The sequence below is a fragment of the Microvirga arvi genome (assembly GCF_016892765.1).
In the GTDB taxonomy this organism is placed as follows: Bacteria; Pseudomonadota; Alphaproteobacteria; order Rhizobiales; family Beijerinckiaceae; genus Microvirga; species Microvirga arvi.
Genome location: NZ_JAFEMD010000027.1, coordinates 20,186 through 41,766, shown reverse-complemented (window position 1 = coordinate 41,766; position 21,581 = coordinate 20,186). Strand labels below are relative to the sequence as shown.

Below are 21,581 nucleotides of genomic sequence, written 5' to 3'. Positions count from 1 at the left end.
TATGGGTGAACACCTGATCAAGATGCCCGATGTGGGCGAGGGGATCGCCGAGGCTGAACTCGTCGAGTGGCACGTCAAGGTTGGAGATCTTGTCCGCGAGGATGCTTTGCTGGCGGCCGTGATGACGGACAAGGCAACGGTGGAGATTCCTTCTCCTGTCAATGGCGAGGTTCTATGGCTGGGAGCGGAGATCGGAGATGTCGTGGCGATCGGGTCCCCCCTGATCCGCCTGCAGGTAGCGGGTGGGGAAGGCGCCTCTTCCGGCAGCGACAAAACGGAGAAAGCCGCTGAGGCGCCTGCCCGGTCTGGAGAGATTGAGGCCCAGGGTGATGGTGCGGTCAGAACTTCGGAAGCCATCATCGAGCAGCAGGCAAGGGAAGCTCCGCCACCACGTCCTGTCGAAGCGAAGCAGAGCCCGGCCGTGAGGATGCACCGACCGCCGGTCGCTCACACGGACAATGCCAAGCCGATTGCCTCACCCGCCATTCGCCTGAGAGCGCGTGAGGCTGGGGTCGATCTGCGGCAGATTCCAGGGACCGGTCCTGCAGGCCGGATCACTCATGAGGATCTGGACGCATTCCTCACCCATGGTCCGCAAGTCGCCAGGGCACCGGGCCTCATCCAAGACACCTCGGTCCAGCATATCAAGGTGATCGGGCTGCGCCGCAAGATCGCCGAGAAGATGGCGACTGCCAAGTCGCGAATACCGCATATCACCTATGTCGAAGAGGTTGACGTCACGGCGCTCGAGGATCTGCGGACAGCTCTGAACGCTAAGAAGCGTACTGACCGACCGAAGCTGACCATTCTGCCGTTCCTGATGCGGGCCATGGTCAAAGCTATTGCCGAGCAGCCAAACCTGAATGCGACCTACGACGATGAGGCTGGAATCGTTCACCAGCACGGCGGCGTTCATATCGGCATTGCCACGCAGACCGGATCGGGTCTCATGGTTCCGGTCGTCAGGCATGCAGAGGCGCGGGACCTCTGGGACTGCGCCATGGAGTTGAACCGTCTGGCGGAAGCGGCGAAGGCCGGTCTTGCCACCCGTGAGGAACTGGGCGGATCGACCATCACCATCACCTCGCTGGGCGCCATGGGCGGCATTGTCACGACACCGGTGATCAATCATCCGGAAGTTGCCATCATCGGCGTCAACAAGATCGTGGTGCGTCCGGTCTGGGATGGCTCGACCTTCATTCCCCGCAAGATGATGAACTTATCCTCCAGCTTCGATCACCGGATCATCGACGGCTGGGATGCCGCCATTTTCGTGCAGCGTATCAAGACGCTGCTGGAGGCGCCGGCAATGATCTTCGTGGAGGCTTGAAGTCGATGAAGGACATCTCCTGCAAGCTCCTCGTGATCGGAGCCGGACCGGGCGGCTATGTCTGCGCCATTCGTGCCGGACAGCTTGGGCTCGATACGGTCATCGTCGAGGAGAGAAAGCCCGGCGGAACCTGCCTTAATGTAGGCTGCATTCCCTCCAAGGCTCTCATCCATGCGGCGGAGGAATACGACCGGATCGTTCATCTCGCATCAGGTAAAAATCCCTTTGGAATCAAAGCGAAAAAACCGGAGCTCGATCTTTCCCAGACCATCGCCTGGAAGGACAATATCGTCGGACGTCTCAACAGCGGCGTGTCGAGCCTGCTCAAGCGGGCCAAGGTCAAGATGGTCCAAGGACGGGCGCGATTTCGCGACGGCAAGACGGTCGAGGTAGAGACGGAGACGGGCCGCCAGGTCATCCATGCCGATAATGTCGTGATCGCAACCGGCTCGGCTCCGGTTGAACTTCCCAACCTGCCATTCGGCGGAAGCGTCATATCTTCGACAGAGGCGCTGGCGCTGACATCGGTTCCGGAGAGGCTGGTTGTCGTCGGCGGCGGCTATATCGGGCTGGAACTCGGGACAGCCTTTGCCAAGATGGGTGCGAAGGTGACAGTCGTGGAGGCGCAGGCGCGCATCCTGCCGCAATATGATGCCGAACTCACCCGGCCAGTGGCCAAGAGGCTGCAGGCACTCGGCATCGAGGTGATGACGCACGCAAAGGCCAAAGGGCTGGCCAAAGCCGGTGGCATGTTGCTGGTCGAAACCGAGAGCGGATCTGAGGTGTCGCTTGCTGCCGACAAAATCCTCGTCACTGTGGGACGAAGGCCGGTCACTCAAGGATGGGGTATGGAGGAACTCGTCCTCGATACGGATGGTCCCTTCATTCGCATCGATGAAAGGTGTCAGACATCCATGCGTGGGATCTATGCCATCGGTGATGTGACGGGCGAGCCGATGCTGGCCCACCGCGCCATGGCTCAGGGCGAGATGGTGGCCGAGATCATTGCGGGGCACAAGCGTGCCTGGGACAAACGCGCCATTCCGGCCGTCTGCTTCACCGACCCTGAAATCGTCGCTGTCGGGCTCACGGCGGATGAGGCTCACAAGGCGGGCATTGAGGTCCGAGCGGGACATTTCCCCTTCTCGGCCAATGGTCGAGCCATGACGAAACTCGGCGAGGAAGGCTTTGTCCGTGTCGTCGCTCGGGCAGACAACCATCTGGTCCTCGGCATCCAAGCTGTCGGGCAGGGCGTGTCCGAACTCTCCGCCGCTTTCGGGCTCGCCCTTGAGATGGGTGCGCGGATTGAGGACATCGCCGGTACCATTCACGCCCACCCGACGCAGGGCGAGGCTTTTCAGGAGGGCGCCCTGAAGGCCCTGGGACGCGAACTTCACATCTGATGTTAGGACTATGCGATGCTCAACTGCCGCTCCCGCCTAACCGGGAGCGGCAACCCTGTATGCCTCTACATCACCTTTCCCTTTGATAGGAATCGGCCCTAAGGGAGTTGCGTCGACACGCGTCCGGACCCGTTCCCAGGCAGCGGCGCTGACATTGATGCTGCTCTGAGTGCCGTAGCCGGCAAGACGGGCAGCGACGTTCACGGTATCGCCCCAGATGTCGAAGCTGAACTTCTGCCGGCCGACAACCCCGGCGACGACCGGGCCGATGTGAATGCCGACGCGTACGTCCCACGGGAGGGGCAGGCGGCGGGTAGACGCGATGGTCGAGGCTGCACATTCGATGCTCGACATCACGGGATCCAAGTTGGGCAGAAGCAGGTTGGCAGTCGCGAGAAGCCCATCGCCCACCGTCTTGATCTTCTCGAGGCCATGTTGCGAAGCAATCTCCTCGAAGGTCGAAGCATAGACATGGAGGTTCGCGACGATCTCCTCCGGTGTCAGATGATCGCAATAAGCGGTGAAGCCGACCACATCGGCAAAGAACACGACCACATCCTCGTGGCGGCGGGGCGTCACGGTCTGCGAGTGCTCAAGTTCCTCCACGGCCTGGACCGGTAGAATAGCGTGGAGAAGCGCTTCGGCTCGCCGCCGCTGATGATCGATTTCCGCGAGATAGCTGAGTTCCTGATCATGCAGCCGCTTCTTCTCCAGGCAGGCTCCGACACGCGCCCGCAACAGCGCCGGGTTGAAAGGTTTGGGAAGGTAGTCGTCGGCCCCGAGTTCGATGCAGCGCACCACGCTTTCGAATTCCGACAGGGCCGAGATCATCAGAACCGGAATGTCGCGCGTTGCCGGATCCGTCTTGAGTCGCTTCAGAACCTCGTATCCATTGATCTCAGGCATCATGATATCGAGAAGCACGAGGTCGAAACGCTCTTTGGCGATCTTATCCAGAGCCTCGCGTCCATTTTCAGCCGTTGCCAGATCCGACCAACCCTCGCGCTGCAGCCGACGCGTCAGGGTGTACCGGTTGTCCTCGTTGTCATCCACGACAAGAATGCGGACCCCGGAATAGATCATCAGAAGCTCCGATCTCGAACGAGTGCATCGATCTTGGCAAGAAGCTTCTCGAAGATCACCGGCTTGGCATCGTACTCATCGCAGCCGGCAGCCAGCGCCCGCTCCCGGTCTCCGGGCATAGTATGTGCGGACAGGGCAAGGATTGGAATGGACCTCGTGTCCGGCGCCTGCTTCAGATGACGCGCCGCCTTCCAGCCATCAAGGGAAGGCAGGCCGAGATCCATGAGGATCAGATCGGGCTTGTCCCGGCGTGCCATCTCGATCCCCTCCAGGCCATCAGAGGCGATGCTGACGTCAAAGCCCTGCTTTTTCAGACGCTGTGACAGCATGTAGACATTGTCTTCGTTGTCCTCAACGTAGAGAATCTTAATCATATCCGTTCCTGATGTTCGAGGCGGCCGGGCCGCAGACAATCGGCAATCACGTCCCGCAACGTGGCGAGAACCTCATCCCGTCCGCCCATTCGCTTGCGAAGAATTCTTCGGATGCCGCCGCTCAAACGGCTGTGGGCCTCTTGATCGAGGTCGGCGGCCGTCAGCACGATTAATGGGAGATGGCGTGTCTCCTCGTGCCGGCTGATCTCATCAACGAACTCGAACCCGTCCATCTCCGGCATCATCAGATCGAGGAGAATGATATCGGGCTTGACGAGGAAGAGGCGATCCAAGCCGACGCGCCCGTTCTCGGCCTCGGCCACTTCCCATCCATCCTCACGCAGGATACGGGCGAGCCATCCCCGGGTATGAGGGTCGTCTTCTACAATCAGAACTCTGCGGCCTGCTTGATCAAGTGGGCAGGAGGCGAGCGCCTTCTGGAGGCACTCGCGGCTGATCGGTTTCGTCAGATAAGCGGCTGCTCCGAGCGCGTAGGCCCGGTTCTCCTCGTCGACGATGGTGACCATGATGACGGGGATGTCCCGCAAGTCTGCATCTCGCTTCAGTTCCTGGAGCGTGCTCCAGCCATCGAGGTCGGGCATCAGAACATCGAGCGTGATGATCGATGGCCGGATCTCCCGGGCCAACTGGAGGCCTTGACGGCCACTCTTCGCCAGCACCACATCGAAGCCCTCGCGCAGCAGGATCTGCGACAGGATCTCCCGTGAGGTCGGTTCGTCATCGATGATCAAGGCCTGTTGTCCTTGCCCGAGAGTCTGTGACAAGGCTGGTGCTCGCCTTATGCCAGAGCGCAGATTCGGAACGCCCGCCAGCCCTCCTGTCGGCAAGAGGACAGTGAAGGTGCTTCCGGCTCCCACTGCGCTCTGCACGCTGATATCTCCGCCCATGAGGCGGCACAACCGGCGGCTGATCGCAAGCCCGAGCCCGGTTCCTCCGAATTTCCGCGTCGTCGAGCTGTCAGCCTGACTGAATTCCTGGAAGAGCTTGCCACGTTGCTCCTCCGTCATGCCGATCCCGGTATCCTGCACCGAGATCATCACGCTGTCTCCTCCCGGTTCCGTCAGGCGGGAGGCTCGCAGCGTTAAAGTTCCGTTCCTGGTGAACTTGCAGGCATTGCTGAGCAGATTGAGAACGACCTGCCGCAGACGCACGGAATCAGTCTGCATTCTGCCAAGATCTTGCGCAATCTCAACTTCAAGTCTGTTGTTGTTCTTTGCCGCAAGGGGCTCAGCGGTTTTGAAGAGCTCCATCATCAGAGTATGAAGTTCGACTTCCTCTGGATGCAGCTCGAGCTTGCCTGACTCGATCTTGGCGAGGTCGAGAATCTCGTTGATGAGAGCCAGCAGGTGCGTTCCGGCATGGCCGATCCTATCCAGAGGTTCCACCAACGGCTCGTCGCCTGACTCTTCTGCCTCCTCTTTGAGCATCTCAGTGATGCCGATGATGGCATTCAGCGGCGTCCTGAGCTCATGGCTCATGTTGGTGAGAAACTGGCTTTTTGCCCGCGTCGCAGCCATGGCTTCGTCACGGGCAAGCTCAAGCTGCGCAGCATGACGTTTGATCTCCGTGATGTCGGTATAGATGGCGACGGTCCCGCCGCCGGCAATCCGGCGTTCACTCACCTGGATCCAACGGTCGCCATCGCGATGCTGGATCTCGGATGTTATCGGAATTTTGTGCCGGGCCAACCTCTCTGCGACCCAGGCGTCGATCCGGCCTTTCGCCTCTTGGATGAGTCCGAGCTCCGCTGCACGTCGGATCACCGCCTCGAATGATGTACCGGGAGCCATAGGAACATCGACTCCAGGATAAAGAAGCTCTTCATAGCGGCTGTTGCACAGGACAAGGCGGTCGTCAGCATCGTAGAGTGCGAAGCCCTCATTGATGCTCTCGATGGCGTCGATCAGGCGCTGTCGGGCGTTGGCGACCTCGCGCAGATTCTTCTCCTCGACTTCGACCGCAGTGTCCCGGAAGACTGCGAGAGCCTTCGCCATCTGACCGATTTCGTCTCCGCCATCTGCAGGCAGAGGGGCTCGTAGGTTGCCGCCGGCGATAGCCAGCATGCTGTCGCTAAGGCTTTGCAGCCGGGCGACGAGGTTGCGGTCGACATAGAGCCAGACGATGAGCAGAGAGCTCAGGAGGCTGAGTGCAACAACGGCCAGGAGGATGTTGCGGCCGATCCGCTGGGCCATCAGAGCCTCGCCGCTTGCCGTCTGGATATCGCTTCGGGCCATCGCTACAAGCCCGTCGACCGCTTTTCTCAACTGATTGGAAAGACCTGCATTCTCAACCAGAAGACGCTCGGCATCCTCCACGAGGCCAAGTTCCGTTCTCCTTGCTGACAGAATGCTGTCCTGTCCCTCGGTCAACTTGGCGAAGTCGGAGATCCGCTGGTCGAAACGGGATCGCAGACGCTGATCTGCCAATTCGGATGCGGTCTGACGCAGGGTCGACAGAGAGCGGTTCAGAGGAAAGCTCATGACGGCAATATCGGCGGGCTTCTCAGCCAGTGAAGCCTTGAGCAAGCCGTCACTGATCGAAGCAAACTCGAGCTGGGCCTTCTGCATCAGAAGATTTTCGGCAATCTCTTGCACGACCACTGAGGGAGGTTGCGCAGGCCCGGAAGCCGCAGGTCCTCCAAGGCCTGTCCGGCGCGAGGCGGCAAACTTGGAATCCAGAACGACGAGAGCGGGTGCGATCAACCGCTGGGCAGCCACCGAGGCGTTGGTCAGGCGCTGAAGAAGCGCATCCTTGCGAGCCGACACGGTAAGCCGTCCAGCCACCAGTCCGGCGAGAGCCGTGAGATTGCGGCGCAGACCCTCGACCGCAGGTTCCATCGCGGCAACCGCAGGAGGATCTACATCGCTCCTGATCTGAGCAAGCAGAGACTCAAGACGTTCGACTTCCTCCGTGATGGCAGCAGAGATTTCCTGATATTGTGCCTGCGATCGCGCTGTGAGAAGCGTCGGTGCCGCGGCAACGATGCGCTCTGCTTGCCGCGACAGGTCGAGTGCCGCCAGAGCCGACGGCACACGCCGCTCCGTGATCCGCTCGATCACGTAAGTCATCTGACGAAATGCGTAGGTTCCCGTCGCTGCAGCGAGCACGGCAAAGGCGCTGATCCCGAGGAAGGCGAGGAGCAGGCGCCAGCGGACGCTCAACTGGACGGGCATGGTGACAGGGGCAGAGCCCCTTCCTCATTCCAAGGGAACATATCGGCCGCTCCGCCAGATGAACCACTCGAAGCCGGGTTGCCGCACGTCGCCTTTGGAATCGAAGCTGACCTGGCCGAGAATCGTTTCGAACTCATAAGAACGGAGAGCATTCATGACGGCCTTCGGCTCCGCCGAGGCCGCCCTCTCGACCGCCTGAGCCCAGGCCTGCACGGCGCCATAGCTGTAGAGCGTATAGCCTTCGGGCTCGAACCCTTGGCGACGGAAGCGCTCGATGAGCGAGGCTGCATCAGGGTTCCGACGCGGGTCGCGGAATGAGGTGAACACAGTCCCCTCGCCAGCCTCGCCTGTCACCTGTACGAAGGCCTCACTCGCAATGCTGTCTCCGGACACCAGCTGCAAGCTATACCCCTGTTCGCGGGCATTGCGGACCAATAGGGCCGCTTCCCGATAATAGCCTCCGAAGTAGGCGACCTGAATTCGGGCAGCCTGAAGTTTTGCGATAAGCGCAGAATAGTCGCTCAGTCCCGGCACAAGTTCTTCATAGAGTGCCTCCGCAACACCCAGCTTTCTAAGCTGCCGTTGCGTTTCCGCCGTCAGCCCTTTTCCGTAGACCGAGCCATCATTGAGAATAGCAATCTTGGCATCCCGCCAACGCTCTGCGAGAAAGGTACCTGCAATCGCACCCTGTTGGTCGTCGCGCCCACAGATGCGAAAGACATTTGCGCGACCCTCTTCGGTGAGACGCGAATTGGTCGAAGCCGGAGTCATCTGGATGACGCCGGCTCTCTCATAGATTCCGGCAGCCGGAATGGAGGCCGCAGAGCACTGATGTCCGACAACAAAGGCTACCTTCTCAGCCACAAGCTTGTGTGCGGCTGCGATGGCCTGACCGCTGTCGCAGGCGTCGTCGACGGAGATGAGTCTCAATTGCTGCCCGAGCACGCCACCGGCAGCGTTGATGTCGGCGATCGCCGCCTCTACGCCCTGTTGCTGCTGCTCTCCCTGATAAGCATTGGGACCTGTGAGAGCACCTGCCATGCCGATCAGGATCTCTGCGCCTGCCGAACAGGTCGCCATCGCTGTGAAGGCGATGGCTGCGAAGAGCCCCCATAATCCTCGTTCCATGGCGAGCCTCCCGCCACATGGCTTTCCAAAGTCTTTGGAGCGCTAACCGTCGAGCATCAGTAGCAGTGTTGCATCAAAGGGGGCTGAGCCATCGCACGACATGCTTAGCGGACCGGGAGCTCGCCTTTAGTCAACACAAGTCTTCTGCCGCAAGCTTTGGGCTTGCGCTCCATCTGTCATCCTAAACGATCCAAGATCTATGGTCGATGTTTGAAAACTGCTGTCAAGGACTACGCCAAGAGGATAAGGATATATGCCTCCGTGAGCTATCGACATCTCTGATGAAACTGACCTTCTAACCGTGGCTGCATCGGATCTATCCGGATCATGATTCAGAGTTTCCTATGGATTCCATCGCTCGGGTTCTGTTCCAAGTGAAGGAATCCATGCGGAGGCGCTCCAATAAAATTGTTGACATTGTTACAGTCGCTGCTGGCATGATGGATGAAAATGAAGCACTCGACGCATCATCCGTCATTCCCACCTCCTTGGGCCTGTTTGCCATGATCCAGAGCTTGAATCTCGCCAACATGGTGAACCTGCCGCGTGACGTCTCCCGGCCAAGTTACGCTCGCGCAGAGCTTCGCGCTGGTATCCTGCACATCGGCGTCGGCAACTTCCATCGGTCGCATCAGGCGGTGTACCTGGACGACCTGTTCAATACCGGCAAAGACTATGATTGGGCCTTGATCGGCGCAGGCATCCGCTTCGGCGATAAGGCTATGCGACAGGCGCTGGAGCCTCAGGACTGGCTCACCACCGTGGTGGAGCTCGAGCCCGGCGCCGATGTGGCCCGGGTGACCGGCGTCATGACAGGCTTCGTTCCGGTCGGTGAGGACGGACGCGCCATTGTGGAAGCCCTTGACGATCCTGGCTTGAGGATCGTGTCTCTGACCATCACGGAAGGGGGCTATTGCATCGATCCGGCAACAGGAGTCTTCAATCCCGAGCACCCGGAGATTGTGCACGATGCTGCGCGCCTGGAGGCGCCTAAAGGGGTATTCGGCGTACTTCTAGCCGCTCTCAGGCGCCGCCGCGATCAGGGGCTTGCTCCCTTCACGATCATGTCATGCGACAACATCCCCCACAACGGGCAGGTCGCCAGAGAGGCCGTGGCGGGGCTAGCCGATCTCGTCGATTCCGCTTTGGCAGAATATGTGCGCGAGCAGGTGGCCTTCCCCAATAGCATGGTCGACCGCATCACGCCGGCAACCACGGATCGGGAGCGCGCCACCCTAGCCGAGCGCTTCGGTATCCAGGACAACTGGCCGGTCTTCTGCGAGCCGTTCCGCCAGTGGGTGCTGGAAGACAACTTCCCGTCCGGTCGGCCGGCTCTGGAGGAGGTGGGCGTCACCTTCACGCCTCATGTAGCGGCATTTGAGCTGATGAAGCTGCGCATCCTCAATGGAGGTCATGCTGCCATTGCTTATCCGGCTGGGCTCCTGGGCATCCATTTCGTGCACGAGGCCATGGTCGATCCGCAGATGCGTGGCTTCCTCGACAAGCTGGAGAGGGAGGAGATCATCCCCTGTGTTCCGTCGGTGCCGGGTGTCGATCTGCAGGGTTATTACCAACTGATCGCCCAACGATTCGCCAATCCGGGTGTCGGGGATACGATTCCCCGTCTGGCTAAGGACGGTTCCAACCGTCAGCCCAAATTCATTCTGCCCTCGACACGCGATCGCCTGAAGGCAGACGCAGATGTGACGGGATTAGCCTTGGTCTCAGCATTGTGGTGCAGATACTGCGCGGGCCTGACCGAAGCGCGCGAGCCCTTCACCCTCGATGATCCGAACGCCGGTCGCCTGAAGCCTGCCGCGTTGGCGGCGAAGGACGATCCGGCTGCCTTCTTGGCCTTGCGAGATATCTTCGGGGATGTTGCCGAGAGCCCGCTTTTCCGCTCCCGGTTCGAGATGGCGCTGAACAGCCTGTGGCGCGAAGGTACCCGCGCAACCCTCCAGCGCTACTTGAAGGGAGCGCTCTGAGATCCCTCAAGCGGCGATGCATAAGTCATCACTGCGGTCCGCCTTGAAGCCCTGTTTGTCAAGGAGTTGGAGCGCCAGGTCCGATACCAGATTGTGCGACAGGCAACTCATTCTGCTGAGGGAGGCATAGGTTTTTTGCTTGCAGAAGCCCATACCCATAGGTCTTGTCGCGGCCTGGTTGCCCAAGGTCGAGTGTGCGGTTTTCCAGTGCCACCTGAAGGGCCGCAAGGTCCAATGTGCGGTCGGAGGCGCGCAAGACTGCGGCAGCGGCCGAGATGAAGGGTACGGCGTATGAGGTGCCGCTCCTCGTTGCGTAGCCACCGCCCGGTGCAGCGACCTGAATGTCGACTCCGGGTGCAGCAAGATCGATATAGTCGCCCTGCGTCGCGCGGCGATACACATCCAGATTCCGGTCCACGGCTGTGACGGCGATTACTCTGGGGTAGGCTGCAGGATAGGATGGCCCGGCGCCAGCTCCGTTGTTCCCGGCGGCTGCCACAATGACCATGCCTTTCGCCTGGGCGGATGCAATGGCTCTCTTAAGCACTTCGTTGGGTGGGCCGGACAGGCTCATGTTCACGACCCGCACATTCCTGTCCGCCAAAGCCTCCAGAGCCATGACCAGCGTCGTTACATCCGTTCGATCCGCTGTTCCGTTGTCGCGATAGAAGGCATCCACTGCCAGGAGGTGCGCTTCGGGCAGGAGCCCCTGGTTATTGCTTTTGTTTCGGCCGACGAGGAGAGCCGCGATTGCCGTGCCATGATCCCGCTGCGACGGCGTGCCGTTGAGCTGAAGGCCGGACACGATCTCGATCGATTGCCCTTGCAGAGCCTCATGCTCACGGTCGATGCCCGTATCAATGAGCCCGATCGTGGGCACCGGCCCGCATTGAGACACAGTCGGCAGGTTCCAGCCAATGAGGGAAGCGGCTTCGCAAGTGGCTCCGAGGCAGCTCGATCCTTCATCCGTATAATAGAAATGGTCGAAATCGGCAGCGGCCTCTGCATCAGCCAAGCGAACGGCCCGTTGAGCCTGGGCGAGAGACATTCCACGGGGAGGCAGGAGCCGTACGACGCTCGCAAGAGAGCCCTTTGTCTGCATCTGAGTCTGGAAACCCTTCCTCGTCAGACTGGCAAGGCCGTTAGAACTGAGGCCGGTCGCTACGATCGAACGAGCCGCTTGCTTGGGCTTGACCAGGGTTGGATCCTCAGACGCGCCCTTCGTTTGAACGGGAGGGGGTGAGCTGAGGGTCGTTTCAGGCGTCTTCGCGGGGGTTCCGGCGGCGTTCTTGCCGCTCGCATTGGCTTTGCTCCGTTGAGCGGCTTGGCGGGAGGTACTCTCCTTCGACCGCGTTGATGGAGCAGATCTGGCTGTGGACTTGGATTTCAGGCTGCTCCTGGGAGCTATGGCTCTCTCGAGAATGCTGACGGGAGCCGTCGCGACGGGACGCATGCTGTTGGTGATGGTGCCAAGGATGGCGGACAATCCTGGAAGTTGTGTGGATTGGGAGCCTCGGCTTTTATCCGGTGCGTCTCCTGTGCCCTGGCTCGAAGATTTTCCCTGGCTTCCTTCGCTCGCCGAATGTCCCTTGCCCTGTGCTCCTCCCACATCTGAAGGATTGCCCTGCCCAGACGATCTGCCTTGGCCTGAATCTGCATTCGACGCCCCATGGCCGTTGGCCGAGGCGTTGCCGCTAGAGCTCGCTTGGGAGCCGTTGTTACCTTTCCCGCCGCTATTGCCGTTGTTGCCATCGCTTCCATTGCCATTGCCATTGCCGCCCGGCTCGGCGGCAGCTTGAGATTCTTTGAGTGTCAAGCTTAGACCAGGCCCGATCTCAACTTGAACCTTGGCCGGACAGGTGATGGCGAGGCATGAGGCGACAATGAGGAGGGAGCGTCGTTTTGATTTCATGTACCGACTTGCCGTTGCACCTCATCGGGTCGCAACGTCCCTGCATCAAGCTTTAAGGAAAGCGCACTCAAAGCACGATAACGACCCAGACAGTATCTTTGTTTCCAGACGATTGGAAAATTTCATTGTCTTTTGGAGATGATCGCAATGCAAGAGCGCTCAAAAAATGGCAACCTCTAATATGTACTTTGCTAAGGCCCTGTCTTTTTCGTTCGACGTCGCTGTGATCGTGTTGTTTTCGGCCTTTGGAGAAATCTGCAAGGGATCGTTGCTAAATGAATATTCTGTGTCAGTGGTGTTCATGTTCCATTCAGAATCATCGAAGCTGATCTTGGCTTGAAATGTATTCTGTCGTTGCTTGGAAACTACTTCGAGGATGGTGCGTTGTTGGATGCCGGGTGAAAAGCCCGAAGATTCATTCAGGAGCCAGATCATGTCGAAGAAGATCCTTCTCACCAGCGTTGTTCTTGCCGCACTCGCCCCCGCCGCCGCCTTTGCGCAGTCGGGTGGTGCTGCTGCAGGTGCGGCCACGGGTGCTGTCGGCGGCGCGATCGTTGGCGGTCCGGTCGGTGCTGCCGTCGGCGGCGTCACGGGCGCCATCGTGGGCGGTATTGCCGATCAGCAGCAGCCAGAATTCCGGACATATGTGACCACCCAGAAGGTTCCGTCCTACACCTATAAGGAAGAGGTGCGTGTAGGTGCGGTCCTGCCGGAGTCCGGCGTGACCTATCATGAGGTTCCGGCCGAATATAAAGTGAAGGGCTACCGTTATACTGTTGTCAACAACACCCCTGTGCTCGTCGAGCCGAGCAGCCGGAAGATCGTGCAGGTCATCCGCTAACGATCACTGGCTTCGGCATTGAGCTAGGGCGGCCCTCGGGCCGCCCTTTTTTGTGCGCCTGAGCCCTCAGCGGAAGAATGATCCGCCAGGTTAAACACTCCGCTTCCTCTCTAGATAGTGACGCTCCCTCTTGAGGTTGGAATAAAACAGCTAGCTTCTCCGTTATCCTTCTATCAGGTCGCGCGGAGCAGGGATGCCGACACCCATCGGACGGGAACTTGTGGCGCTTCTGCCCAGGCTTAGGCGCTTTGCATTGGTGCTTTGCCGCTCCCAACCCCTTGCGGATGATCTCGTTCAGGGGGCCTGCGAACGCGCCCTTGTCAATGCAAACAGCTGGACACCGGGGACGCGATTCGATGCTTGGATGTTCCGCATTATCCGCAATCATTGGATCGATCACCTCAGACGAATGAAAACCGAGGGCATAATGGAAGATGTGGCACTGCAGACGCAGCTGATTGGAGATCCGGGCGAGGAACCTATCCTGAGCAGGCTTGTTCTGGCGGAAGTTCAGCAGGCCATCGATAGCCTGCCCCAGGAGCAGAAGGAGGTGCTTGCCCTGGTCTGCGGCGAGGATCTCACCTACCGCGAGGCGGCGGAGGTTTTGAACATTCCCGTAGGGACTGTCATGAGCCGCTTGGCCAGAGCCCGCAAGAGACTGGTGGAACTGACAGCTGCGGCCTGACCGCCGGGTGAGTGAGATAGGGGAGTACAGCGTGATGGCGGAGCTTCATCTGACCGACGAGATCCTGATGGCCTTCGCAGATGGAGAGCTCGATGAGTCTGTGGCCGCGGCAGTCGCCCAAGTCATGGCTCAGGATCCGAGTGTGGCAAGGAGGATCGTCGACTTTCAGCAGAGCCGCCGCCTGAGCCGGTCTGCCTTTGAAAGCAGTCTTTCTTCCAAGGTCCCGATTGAGCTTCAGGCGGCCATATCCGCACGGATCGAGGCTCATGAGGGCGTTAATAGCGCAGGAAAAGTTGATCTGCATGAGGTGAGGAGGACGCGATTAATCAGATCATTCCCACTCATGAGAATGGCATTGGCCGCATGTCTTGCCGGTATCGCAGTTGCCACAGGTTATTTCTTCGGACGTCAAGTAGACCGGGAAGCAAGCCAGATAGCTCAGCTGGAGGATCCTCTCATCCGACGTGAGCTAAGCCGCCTTGAGTCGGGGCGCGACCTGGAACTGCCCATGGGGCGATTCAGGGTGATCTCGTCCTATCAGCTTGCGAACGGAGCCCTGTGCCGTGAGTTCGAGCTTAAATCTGCTTCCCGCTCCGCTGGTGCAGTTGCCTGCCGGGCAAACGAATGGAACGTGACCTTCGCTGTAAGTAATCCTGCAAAAAGCGCAGATTATACGCCAAGCTCAGGCGGCGATCTGATGGATTCCTATCTGCAGAATCTTGGTGCCGGACAGCCTCTGGAGGAGAAGGCGGAAGCCAGGGCTCTCGCTGAGTTCATGCCCTAGTCCACATCTCTGCCCATGCCAGAGCCGGGAGGAGCAAGACTTTTTCAGAGAGAGGCGGAATAAACATCTCCGCTGATCCGTTCTCCATCTTACCAGGCTAGTGATAGAGGGTAAGCATGCGAGCCGCGTATCATCTGGCTTTCGCTGTGTTCTCCGTGGGCACTGTCGCAACACCCACCACAGCGCCGGACGCAACCAACCATGCTGGAGCGCTTCTGATGACGCCTCAGCACCATACGCTTCTTGATGCTGTCAGCAGCATTCCTGCGGATTTGTCTGCGAGATCCCATCCGCGGCAGGATGCCTCAGTGCCGGGCAAAGTCGAACAGGACGTATCGATAGGAGAAACTTTGCGCGACGATATCGATCTGTATCCGATTCCGAGGCATGAAACCTACCGCTACGCCGTAGTGAATAAGCATCGAGTCATAGTGGATGCAGCATCTCGCAGGATTGTCTACGTCGTTCATTAGAGGCCAACCCTTGGACAAGGGCGAATCTCTGCTCAAAATAATTGGCGGGTCCATTCATGTCATTGCACAGTCTGACTCAAAACCGGCGAGCTCTCCAACTCGACGCACAAGTCTCAGCAATCGTTTTTCCCATTTGCAGCAATCCGTTGCTGCGCATTGGCTTGGAGACAGTTCTTGCCAGTGGAAGTTTCATTATCTGGCCCGAAACAATCGACGATCTTTCCATGCTGCCCGATATTGATGAAGGAACGCCTGTTCTCTTCATCATCGAGAAGCAGGATCGCATCGATCAGACGTTAGAGCTGGTCGACCAACTGAAATCGCGGCATGCGGACGCGAAACTGGTGATGCTGGCGGACCATCTTGAGCCTGATGCGGTGACTGCGGCTTGGGAGTCCGGGGTTCATGGATTTTGTCTCTCCAACTGCCGTCGGGAGGTCCTCCTCAAGTCCCTTGAGCTGGTGATGCTCGGTGAGGTTGTCTTGCCGTCCGCCTTCGTCATGTCCATCACTGAACAGAGGGAGGACCATGGCGGGCTCCTGCCAATCGCGGATTTCAGGAGCCATGAAGGCTGCAAATCAGGAGGTCGAAAGCTATCCGTTCGAGAGGCGCAGATTCTGCAATGCCTCAAAGACGGGGACCCTAACAAGGTGATTGCACGAAAACTCAATCTGTCCGAGTCGACAGTGAAGGTTCATGTCAAAGCCATCTTGAAGAAGGTCGGCGCCTGCAACCGTACACAGGCTGCGCTCTGGGCGACGAGGCATGCTGCAGCGCCTGCGGAAGCCTGAATGACCACTTGTGCCAGTGCTCAGCCTCCTCGGGAGGGGGCCGAGCACCCACCAGCGTGTTCATTCCGTGTCGGTCTTGCCAGAAGACATGGCGAAACTCTCATGCCTGCCGGCGATGGCGTTGGCCAGTGAGCCGTCGAGGCCCAGCTCGGTGATCATGAGGCTCGCCTCGCGCATCTCCGCTGCGCGACGGACACCATGCTGCTTCACGCGGGAGACCATGACCTTCGCGACGTTCTCCCAATCCATGCCGGGATAGGATGCTATCAGGCTTGCCATCACGGCCGGCATGACGCCAGCCTTTTCGGAGGCCAGGGTGAAATCCACCATGAGCGCCTCCATGCCTTTGATGACGATGCTGCGGCACAGTTTCGTGGCGGAGGCGGTTCCGATCTCAAGGCTGACGGGCGTGATCTTCATGCCAACCTTGTTGAGCCGGGCTGACATGGTCTCCGATGTCGCGCCGCCACTCAGGATGGGAACTTCAATTCCCAATCCGCTCACAGGCGCCATGACCGCAAATTCGATGAAGGACGCACCGGCTCTGAGGACCTGATCGGCCACGTCCCGTTTCGAGGCCGGAGAGATGGAATTGAGATCGATGTAGGTCTGCTGTGGTTTGAGATGAGGCGCAGCCTGTTGGGCTGCTGCGACCGCAGAATCCGCTGTGACAGCCGAGATGACGACCTCAGCCGCTTCACAGGCTTCGGCCGTGCTGCCGGTGGTCTGGACCCCGTCATCTGAAGCACGCTGCCGCAAAGCCGGCCCTCGGATCGGATCGTCGAAGAGAACGTCATAGGCGTTTACGCGCACTCCAGGTTGGGCAGCGAGCTGGCGCGAGAAGAGCTGCCCGACTTCTCCGTAGCCGATGAAGGCGATCTCAAGGTTCATGTGAGCAATCCCGCAGCGGGAGTAAGGACACTGCCCTTACGCCTCATCCTTGTATTCGACATAGGTAAGGCCCGCATTCGCGAGCGGTTCTCGCATCTTGTAGAGGTCGAGGCCGAGAATGCCGGAGGCGAGCTGCTCGCGCTTCGAACCTTCATTCGCGATGCGCGCCTCGCCCGCCATTGCAACAGCCTCCGCCTCTCGGCGTGGCACCACCAGTACGCCGTCGTCGTCGGCGACGATCACATCTCCCGGCTTCACCAGGGCGCCCGCACAGACGACAGGAACATTGACGGAGCCAAGCGTCGCCTTCACGGTTCCTTTCGCCGAGATCGCGCGCGACCAGACGGGAAATCCCATCTCCGTGAGGGTCTTCACGTCGCGTACGCCGGCGTCGATGACGAGGCCGACCACGCCGCGCGCTTTCAGCGAGGTCGCCAAAAGATCGCCGAACATGCCGTCGGTGTTATCGGTGGTGACGCCTACGACCAAGATGTCGCCCGGCTTGCACTGCTCGACAGCCACGTGGATCATCCAATTGTCGCCGGGCTGCGCCAGCACTGTCACGGCGCTGCCCGCCACCTGAGCCCCCGCCCAGATCGGCCGCATATACGGCTTCATAAGACCTGAGCGCCCCATGGCCTCATGAGCTGTTGCGACGCCAAGCTCCGCGAGCCGATCGACGAGCACCTGATCGATGCGGGGTGTGTTGGTGACGACGACGGGCTTCATGCGAGTTCCTCGACGATCTGAGGGAAGATCCGCTGGTAGGCTTCGCCATAGGTCATGACTCGCCCCGAATTGCGCCCGCCCTGCATGCCGCGGTTCAGCGCTACGCGGGTGTAGTATTCCCACAGGTGCTTCTGCGCTGCCAGGATTTCGAAGGCTTTGCGCTTGGTCTCCCACACGTCGTCGATGTTGAGAATCACGTTGGGCTTGTAGTTGCACTGCTCGGGCTGGTGCGGCTCGAATAGGAAGACCGGCGGCGCATTGTAGGTCAAGTCCGGGCTCGGCTTGTGCCCGGCCGCCTGGGCGATGATGCGGGCCTCCTGGGCGAAGCGTGTCGCCTCCGGATGGTCTACGTTGTAGGGGTCCTCCAAGGAGTGGGTGAGCACAAAGGAAGGCTTGAGTTCCCGGTAGATGTCGACCAGGCGATCGAGCATCGCAGATGTGGTATGAAGCGGGTAATCGCCTGTATCGAAGAACTCGATCTCAGCGCCCAGCACCGCAGCGGCGTACTCCGCTTCCTCGCGCCGCTGCGTCTTGACCTCTGCCAGCGACACGTCGCCTTTCTTCCAGGCCCACTGGCTCTCGCCGCGCTCGCCGAAGGAAAGGCAGACAATCTTCATGCGGTAGCCCTTCTTGGCATGAAGAGCGATAGCGCCGCCCGCCCGCCAGACGAAGTCGCCAGGATGGGCGGTCACGACAAGTCCGGTCTTTCCAGTCATCATAAGGACCTCAAGAGAATGTGTTCACATGATCTAGGCGGCGTCTCGACCAACTTCGGAGGGCGCCGCGAGAGCTTCATGAGCAAAGGCATAGCCTTCGAAGAGCAGGCGGGCGGTGCGCAGAAGACCAGCCTTCTCGACAACAGGGCTCGCCTCGGTCCCGCCTACCTCGATGACCACGCTAAACTCGCCAGTCGGATGCTCGACCGAGAGGGTCTTCTCGCGTCCTGGCGGGATCTGCGCCACCCGCGATGCGGGGGAGCCCGGCAGCACGCAGGCCGTTGCGACGGTCACAGCCGCGAAGACGCCAATGGAGGCGTGGCATTCATGAGGAATGAAGCTGCGGGTGCAGACATGCCCCCCGGCGGCGGGGTGCGCAACCAGGGCCACCTTCGGGACCACCTTGGATGAGACATCGCCGAGGCCCATGAGCTTTCCGGCCTCGAGGCGGATCTCTTCCAATCGTGCCTTCAGCTCCATGTCCTTATCGAGCACGTCGCGCGGTTCGTATCCCGTCCGTCCGACGGCTGAAGCCTCAAGCACGACCACTGGCATGCCGTTGTCGATCAGGGTGACATCGACACCGGCGACACGATCCACCACATTGCCGGTGGGCAGCAGGGATCCGCAGACGGAGCCGGCGGCATCGAGGAATTCGACCGCGATGGGTGCTGCGGTGCCCGGCACGCCGTCGATACGGGCCTCGCCACCATAGATCACATGACCGTCGCGGATCTGCACCGTCAGCTCTGCAATCGTACCCGTATTGACCGTGTGCACACGGACCCGGGTGACGGGTTCGACCGCCTTCACAAGGCCACGCTCGATGGCGAAGGGCGCCACACCGGCGAGGATGTTGCCGCAATTGGGCGTGACATCCACCTTCGCCTTGTCGATGCCGACTTGGCCGAACAGGAAGTCGATGTCGCAATCGGAGCGTTTGGATCGGGATACGACGGCAATCTTGCTCGTGAGCGGGTGAGCGCCGCCGATGCCGTCGATCTGGCGTGGGTCAGGCGACCCCATGATCGACAGGAGCTGCGCATCGCGCTGCGCCGGATCCGAAGGAAGGTCGTCAGCAAGGAAGTAGGCGCCCTTGGAGGTGCCGCCTCGAAGGATCATGCAAGGAATGCGCGGCTGAATGGTCCCTCTCCCCTAAGCTGGCGAGTGAATGCCCGGAGGGTGCATCACACGACTTCATGCAGCAAATGGTTTGTTTATGGCTTTTGATGAATTTTTTTCAGGCCTGCTGCGGGCTTTCGGCCTTCTGCTTCTGAGAGCCTTGCTTTCCGCCAGTGAAGACCTCCACGATAATCTTGCGGAGTTCATCGGCCAATGGAGACAAGGGTGCTCCGCGCCGGGATACGATCCCGAGCTGACGGGTAATGCTCGGATTGCGCAGAGGCACGAGCTTAAGGCCGCGCTCATCGACGGAATCGAAGGCGCGGCTGGGGATGACGGTCAGCGCAACGCCGGCCTTGACCAAGGCAACCGCCGTCTGAATGTGCTGGACCTCGAAACGCCAGGTCAGGCCCTCTCGGCGGCTTCCCAGGGCATCGTCGATGATCATGCGATTGCCGGTCTGAGGGCTGATGCGGATCAGCGGCTCCTCCGTGAGGTCGGACCAACTCACGGCAGATTGAGATGCCAAGGGGTGGTCTTCAGGGCAGACCAGAGTGAACGGATCTTTGATCAGCATTTCGATGTCGAAGTCCCATCTGTGGGCGGCGACAAGGGTGATTCCGAAGGCGATGGTCCCATCCTGAACCAGATTGCTGATCTCGGTGGCGGAGTTGTCGTAGATCCGCAACACCACATCCGGATGGCGCTCCTGGAAGCGGCGCAGGGCCAGGGGAAGGCGACCGGAGGCGATGGTGGGAAGGCAACCGATGGACAATGTTTCCTGACGGCTGCGCCCCTCATGGCGCAGCTCTTCCAGAGATACCGATAGGCTTTCTATGGTTCCCTTCACCTTGGGCAGCAGATTGAGCCCGGCCTGCGTCAGCGAGACCTCCCGGGTGGTCCGAGACAGGAGCTTCACCCCAAGGTCCTCCTCCAGCTTGCGGATCCTGTGACTGAGTGCTGTCTGCGACAGGTTCAAATGAGCCGCCGCCAGCTGAAAACTGCCGCGCTCCGCGATGGCGACGAAGGCGTGGAGACCGAGGAAATCAATGCGCATGGAGGATCCACGATGTCGAGAGCTGCCTGAATATATGAAGTATATTCATCAATGGCCAAAAACAAACCATTTGCTTCATTGCTGGTCTGTTGCATTGCTTGAGGATTATGAGTCCGCTTTCGATTCAGGATGAGGCCAAGCCGCCGAATGACGTCAGTGCCTACGATCCCGCCGCCGCATCCCGATCCGCGGGTCCCCTCGTTCAGGCTTCCGCCGGGGAGTTGCGACACGCATTGCCATATCTTCGGGCCTGACCGCCTCTACCTTATGTTCCGGGGATGTCGATGATCATGGTTCAAGCGGAAAATATCCACGGAGCGCGCTGATGGTCGCGGCGAACGAACGTCCAACGATTCTTCTTCTTCCCGGGCTCCTGTGCGACGCGAGCGTCTGGAGCGCGCATATCGAAGCCCTGCGGCCCCATGCCCAAGTTCTTGTCGCGGATTATTCGCAGCACGATTCTCTTGAGGCCATGGCCCGCTCGGCGTTGGCCATGGTGGACGGACCGATCATCGCCATCGGCCATTCCATGGGGGCGCGGGTTGCTATGGAAATGGTTCACCTCGCTCCCGAGCGCATCGAGAAGATGGCCCTGATCGACACGGGCGTCGACTCCCGCAGGGATGGAGAGGAGGCGAAGCGGCAGGTGCTAGTGGACCTGGCATTCGCTGAAGGCATGGGAACCCTCGCCGACCGGTGGCTGCCGCCCATGCTCCACGTGGACAGGGTGGAGGATCAGGCCCTGCTTGCTCCCCTTAAGGCAATGGTAATGCGGGCTACGCCTGAGCAGCATCAGCGGCAGATCCGGGCACTCCTCAACCGTCCAAACCTGGTTCCGCGCCTGCCGGACATCGCCTGCCCAACGCTGGTCATGGTTGGACGTCAGGATCGATGGAGTCCGCTCGCGCAGCATGAGGAGATGGCGGCACGGATCCCGAATGCCGAACTCGTAGTGATCGAAGACAGTGGCCACATGACCCTGCTCGAGCAGCCCGAGCAGGTGTCCCGCGCCTTGCTGCGCTGGCTGGGTTTTGAGAACGAGACCGCAGGCGCTCGAGGCGCTGCGGCCATGGGGAGGTAGAT

Annotated in this window: 20 protein-coding genes; 9 read left to right on the top strand and 11 right to left on the bottom strand. The window is 60.0% G+C overall.

Annotated elements, in window-relative coordinates; translation table 11 throughout:
- Position 1: 1 nt before the first annotated feature.
- Both ILT44_RS17300 and lpdA read left to right on the top strand, forming a co-directional pair.
- Positions 2-1,330: a dihydrolipoamide acetyltransferase family protein gene (locus ILT44_RS17300; protein ID WP_204240857.1), complete on the top strand. Its 1,329-nt coding sequence runs from the start codon at positions 2-4 to the stop codon at positions 1,328-1,330.
- A 5-nt stretch (positions 1,331-1,335) separates the two neighbouring features.
- A complete protein-coding gene (lpdA, locus tag ILT44_RS17295) occupies positions 1,336-2,733 on the top strand; it encodes a dihydrolipoyl dehydrogenase (protein ID WP_204240856.1) in 1,398 nt (465 codons plus the stop codon).
- 36 nt (positions 2,734-2,769) lie between these two features.
- On the opposite strand, the gene ILT44_RS17290 is transcribed toward lpdA, so the two are convergent.
- Genes ILT44_RS17290 through ILT44_RS17275 form a run of 4 tightly spaced genes read right to left on the bottom strand, consistent with a single transcriptional unit; the run spans position 2,770 to position 8,512 of the window.
- On the bottom strand, positions 2,770-3,816 hold the full coding sequence (locus ILT44_RS17290) for an adenylate/guanylate cyclase domain-containing protein (RefSeq protein ID WP_204240855.1): 1,047 nt from the start codon (positions 3,814-3,816) through the stop codon (positions 2,770-2,772).
- Positions 3,816-4,190 carry a response regulator gene (locus tag ILT44_RS17285; protein ID WP_204240854.1) on the bottom strand — a complete coding sequence of 125 codons (375 nt, stop codon included), beginning with the start codon at positions 4,188-4,190 and terminating at the stop codon, positions 3,816-3,818. Before ILT44_RS17285 ends, ILT44_RS17290 begins: the two co-directional genes overlap by 1 nt.
- Positions 4,187-7,384, bottom strand: a complete 3,198-nt coding sequence (locus ILT44_RS17280) for a response regulator (RefSeq protein WP_204240853.1) — start codon at positions 7,382-7,384, stop codon at positions 4,187-4,189. Before ILT44_RS17280 ends, ILT44_RS17285 begins: the two co-directional genes overlap by 4 nt.
- Positions 7,385-7,408: 24 nt before the next feature.
- Positions 7,409-8,512: a branched-chain amino acid ABC transporter substrate-binding protein gene (locus tag ILT44_RS17275; protein WP_204240852.1), complete on the bottom strand. Its 1,104-nt coding sequence runs from the start codon at positions 8,510-8,512 to the stop codon at positions 7,409-7,411.
- A 503-nt stretch (positions 8,513-9,015) separates the two neighbouring features.
- On the opposite strand from ILT44_RS17275, the gene ILT44_RS17270 reads away from it, so the two are divergent.
- Positions 9,016-10,497: a mannitol dehydrogenase family protein gene (locus ILT44_RS17270; RefSeq protein ID WP_239468327.1), complete on the top strand. Its 1,482-nt coding sequence runs from the start codon at positions 9,016-9,018 to the stop codon at positions 10,495-10,497.
- Positions 10,498-10,555: 58 nt separating this feature from the next.
- On the opposite strand, the gene ILT44_RS17265 is transcribed toward ILT44_RS17270, so the two are convergent.
- Positions 10,556-11,512, bottom strand: coding sequence for a S8 family serine peptidase (locus tag ILT44_RS17265; RefSeq protein ID WP_204240850.1), 957 nt, complete (start codon positions 11,510-11,512; stop codon positions 10,556-10,558).
- Between the two features lie 1,056 nt (positions 11,513-12,568).
- Complete coding sequence (locus ILT44_RS17260) at positions 12,569-12,844, bottom strand: hypothetical protein (RefSeq protein WP_204240849.1); 276 nt, start codon at positions 12,842-12,844, stop codon at positions 12,569-12,571.
- On the opposite strand from ILT44_RS17260, the gene ILT44_RS17255 reads away from it, so the two are divergent.
- The 5 genes from ILT44_RS17255 (at position 12,843) to ILT44_RS17235 (ending at position 15,983) form a co-directional block, all read left to right on the top strand.
- On the top strand, positions 12,843-13,250 hold the full coding sequence (locus ILT44_RS17255; RefSeq protein ID WP_204240848.1) for a DUF1236 domain-containing protein: 408 nt from the start codon (positions 12,843-12,845) through the stop codon (positions 13,248-13,250). The genes ILT44_RS17260 and ILT44_RS17255 overlap by 2 nt on opposite strands.
- Before the next feature lie 193 nt (positions 13,251-13,443).
- Positions 13,444-13,935 (top strand): RNA polymerase sigma factor, encoded by a 492-nt coding sequence (locus tag ILT44_RS17250; RefSeq protein ID WP_204240847.1) that lies wholly within the window; start codon positions 13,444-13,446, stop codon positions 13,933-13,935.
- Between the two features lie 34 nt (positions 13,936-13,969).
- Positions 13,970-14,719: a hypothetical protein gene (locus tag ILT44_RS17245; protein ID WP_204240846.1), complete on the top strand. Its 750-nt coding sequence runs from the start codon at positions 13,970-13,972 to the stop codon at positions 14,717-14,719.
- Between the two features lie 116 nt (positions 14,720-14,835).
- On the top strand, positions 14,836-15,192 hold the full coding sequence (locus ILT44_RS17240) for a DUF1236 domain-containing protein (RefSeq protein ID WP_204240845.1): 357 nt from the start codon (positions 14,836-14,838) through the stop codon (positions 15,190-15,192).
- Positions 15,193-15,248: 56 nt separating this feature from the next.
- A complete protein-coding gene (locus ILT44_RS17235) occupies positions 15,249-15,983 on the top strand; it encodes a LuxR C-terminal-related transcriptional regulator (protein WP_204240844.1) in 735 nt (244 codons plus the stop codon).
- 60 nt (positions 15,984-16,043) lie between these two features.
- On the opposite strand, the gene ILT44_RS17230 is transcribed toward ILT44_RS17235, so the two are convergent.
- The 5 genes from ILT44_RS17230 to ILT44_RS17210 form a co-directional block, all read right to left on the bottom strand.
- The gene (locus tag ILT44_RS17230; protein WP_204240843.1) at positions 16,044-16,874 is read right to left on the bottom strand and encodes an NAD(P)-dependent oxidoreductase; all 831 of its coding nucleotides are present in this window, start codon (positions 16,872-16,874) and stop codon (positions 16,044-16,046) included.
- A gap of 36 nt (positions 16,875-16,910) precedes the next feature.
- Positions 16,911-17,603, bottom strand: coding sequence for a 4-carboxy-4-hydroxy-2-oxoadipate aldolase/oxaloacetate decarboxylase (locus ILT44_RS17225; protein WP_204240842.1), 693 nt, complete (start codon positions 17,601-17,603; stop codon positions 16,911-16,913).
- Positions 17,600-18,319, bottom strand: a complete 720-nt coding sequence (locus tag ILT44_RS17220; RefSeq protein ID WP_239468326.1) for a PIG-L deacetylase family protein — start codon at positions 18,317-18,319, stop codon at positions 17,600-17,602. The genes ILT44_RS17225 and ILT44_RS17220 overlap by 4 nt, the downstream gene beginning before the upstream one ends.
- Before the next feature lie 33 nt (positions 18,320-18,352).
- On the bottom strand, positions 18,353-19,441 hold the full coding sequence (locus tag ILT44_RS17215) for a 4-oxalomesaconate tautomerase (RefSeq protein WP_204240840.1): 1,089 nt from the start codon (positions 19,439-19,441) through the stop codon (positions 18,353-18,355).
- A gap of 118 nt (positions 19,442-19,559) precedes the next feature.
- A complete protein-coding gene (locus ILT44_RS17210) occupies positions 19,560-20,498 on the bottom strand; it encodes a LysR family transcriptional regulator (protein WP_204240839.1) in 939 nt (312 codons plus the stop codon).
- Between the two features lie 325 nt (positions 20,499-20,823).
- On the opposite strand from ILT44_RS17210, the gene ILT44_RS17205 reads away from it, so the two are divergent.
- The gene (locus ILT44_RS17205; RefSeq protein WP_204240838.1) at positions 20,824-21,579 is read left to right on the top strand and encodes an alpha/beta fold hydrolase; all 756 of its coding nucleotides are present in this window, start codon (positions 20,824-20,826) and stop codon (positions 21,577-21,579) included.
- Positions 21,580-21,581: the final 2 nt, after the last annotated feature.

Excerpts from the sequence above, each read along its gene's own strand:
- ILT44_RS17260 (WP_204240849.1), bottom strand. The coding sequence starts at position 12,844 with ATGATCTGGCTCCTGAATGAATCTTCGGGCTTTTCACCCGGCATCCAA.
- ILT44_RS17205 (WP_204240838.1), top strand. The coding sequence starts at position 20,824 with ATGGTCGCGGCGAACGAACGTCCAACGATTCTTCTTCTTCCCGGGCTC.
- ILT44_RS17270 (WP_239468327.1), top strand. The coding sequence starts at position 9,016 with ATGATCCAGAGCTTGAATCTCGCCAACATGGTGAACCTGCCGCGTGAC.
- ILT44_RS17275 (WP_204240852.1), bottom strand. The coding sequence starts at position 8,512 with ATGGAACGAGGATTATGGGGGCTCTTCGCAGCCATCGCCTTCACAGCG.
- ILT44_RS17220 (WP_239468326.1), bottom strand. The coding sequence starts at position 18,319 with ATGACTGGAAAGACCGGACTTGTCGTGACCGCCCATCCTGGCGACTTC.
- ILT44_RS17255 (WP_204240848.1), top strand. The coding sequence starts at position 12,843 with ATGTCGAAGAAGATCCTTCTCACCAGCGTTGTTCTTGCCGCACTCGCC.
- ILT44_RS17250 (WP_204240847.1), top strand. The coding sequence starts at position 13,444 with ATGCCGACACCCATCGGACGGGAACTTGTGGCGCTTCTGCCCAGGCTT.
- ILT44_RS17245 (WP_204240846.1), top strand. The coding sequence starts at position 13,970 with ATGGCGGAGCTTCATCTGACCGACGAGATCCTGATGGCCTTCGCAGAT.
- ILT44_RS17290 (WP_204240855.1), bottom strand. The coding sequence starts at position 3,816 with ATGATCTATTCCGGGGTCCGCATTCTTGTCGTGGATGACAACGAGGAC.
- ILT44_RS17235 (WP_204240844.1), top strand. The coding sequence starts at position 15,249 with ATGTCATTGCACAGTCTGACTCAAAACCGGCGAGCTCTCCAACTCGAC.
- ILT44_RS17285 (WP_204240854.1), bottom strand. The coding sequence starts at position 4,190 with ATGATTAAGATTCTCTACGTTGAGGACAACGAAGACAATGTCTACATG.
- ILT44_RS17230 (WP_204240843.1), bottom strand. The coding sequence starts at position 16,874 with ATGAACCTTGAGATCGCCTTCATCGGCTACGGAGAAGTCGGGCAGCTC.
- ILT44_RS17300 (WP_204240857.1), top strand. The coding sequence starts at position 2 with ATGGGTGAACACCTGATCAAGATGCCCGATGTGGGCGAGGGGATCGCC.
- ILT44_RS17210 (WP_204240839.1), bottom strand. The coding sequence starts at position 20,498 with ATGCGCATTGATTTCCTCGGTCTCCACGCCTTCGTCGCCATCGCGGAG.
- lpdA (WP_204240856.1), top strand. The coding sequence starts at position 1,336 with ATGAAGGACATCTCCTGCAAGCTCCTCGTGATCGGAGCCGGACCGGGC.
- ILT44_RS17240 (WP_204240845.1), top strand. The coding sequence starts at position 14,836 with ATGCGAGCCGCGTATCATCTGGCTTTCGCTGTGTTCTCCGTGGGCACT.
- ILT44_RS17225 (WP_204240842.1), bottom strand. The coding sequence starts at position 17,603 with ATGAAGCCCGTCGTCGTCACCAACACACCCCGCATCGATCAGGTGCTC.
- ILT44_RS17280 (WP_204240853.1), bottom strand. The coding sequence starts at position 7,384 with ATGCCCGTCCAGTTGAGCGTCCGCTGGCGCCTGCTCCTCGCCTTCCTC.
- ILT44_RS17215 (WP_204240840.1), bottom strand. The coding sequence starts at position 19,441 with ATGATCCTTCGAGGCGGCACCTCCAAGGGCGCCTACTTCCTTGCTGAC.